Source organism: Frankia sp. AgKG'84/4 (assembly GCF_023242965.2).
Classification (GTDB): Bacteria; Actinomycetota; Actinomycetes; order Frankiales; family Frankiaceae; genus Frankia.
On record NZ_JALKFU020000827.1, the window covers coordinates 1 to 1005 of the forward strand.

Annotated in this window: 1 protein-coding gene; it reads right to left on the reverse strand. The window is 74.4% G+C overall.

Annotated features, from left to right (window positions below; translation table 11 throughout):
* Positions 1-201 precede the first annotated feature (201 nt).
* Entirely contained in the window at positions 202-771 is a 570-nt protein-coding gene (locus MXD58_RS25490; RefSeq protein WP_248840101.1) for an adenine phosphoribosyltransferase, read from the reverse strand.
* Positions 772-1005 lie beyond the last annotated feature (234 nt).

Sequence of the window (1005 nt, forward strand, 5' to 3'; positions counted from 1 at the left end):
GGAGCGAGCCTCGAGGCGGGCCGCCCGGCGCGGGGCGCACGCGATCGTCCGCCGGGCCCGGCTTGCGGGCCGGGACGGCGGACGACGACGCTCCGGTGGTGACCGGGGCTGCCTCAGGCACGGGCCGCTCCTGCGTTGGCTAGACACCGAGCCTAACGCCGGATCGCGCGGGAGCCTTCCGCGGCCCCGACCGACTGGGGGTCAGATCGTAAGAATCGGCACGATGTCGAGAGGCGCGGTCCGGTCCCGGCCGAGCAGGAACGACAGCTCCATCAGCACCGCGAGAGCCACCACGTCGGCTCCACAGCCGACGAGCAGGCCGTGGGCGGCCGCTGCCGTGCCACCGGTGGCGAGCACATCGTCGATCAGGAGCACACGTTCACCGGCGGGTACGGCGTCGGCGTGGATCTCGATGGTGGCGGTGCCGTACTCCAGGTCGTAGGTCGCGCTGCGGGTCGGTCCGGGAAGTTTGCCCTTCTTGCGGATCGGCACCAGGCCCGCGCCGATCCGGTCCGCGACCGGGGCGGCGAGCAGAAAGCCGCGCGCCTCGATCCCGGCGATCGTCGTCGCGCCGCGTTCCCGCGCGACGTCCGCGAGCGCGCCGATCACCACGCCGAACGCGGCGGGTGAGGACAGCAGCGGGGTGATGTCCTTGAACACGACGCCGGGCTGCGGCCAGTCCGGGATGTCCCGGATGTGGGCCCGCAACACGTCGGCGGCCGCGTCGTTCGTGGCGGACCGCTCGGGTGCCGCCTCGCCGATGCTCGTCACAGTCTGCTCACTTTCGGGCTAGTCCGGAGATCTTTCCCCGGGCGCCCGGCACGGCCGGTGGCCGCGTCCGGGACCAGCCCCGGGTCTACCGACGTTTCTTACCGCTCGGACGCCCTCGCCGACCGGGTTTGCGCCCCACGGCGCGCCGGGGGGGACCCGCCGGCGGGGGCCTGCGGGCCCCACCGGCGAGGTTCACCCCGGCGGGCACGGGTTCCCGCGTGGTGGGTCCGGCGC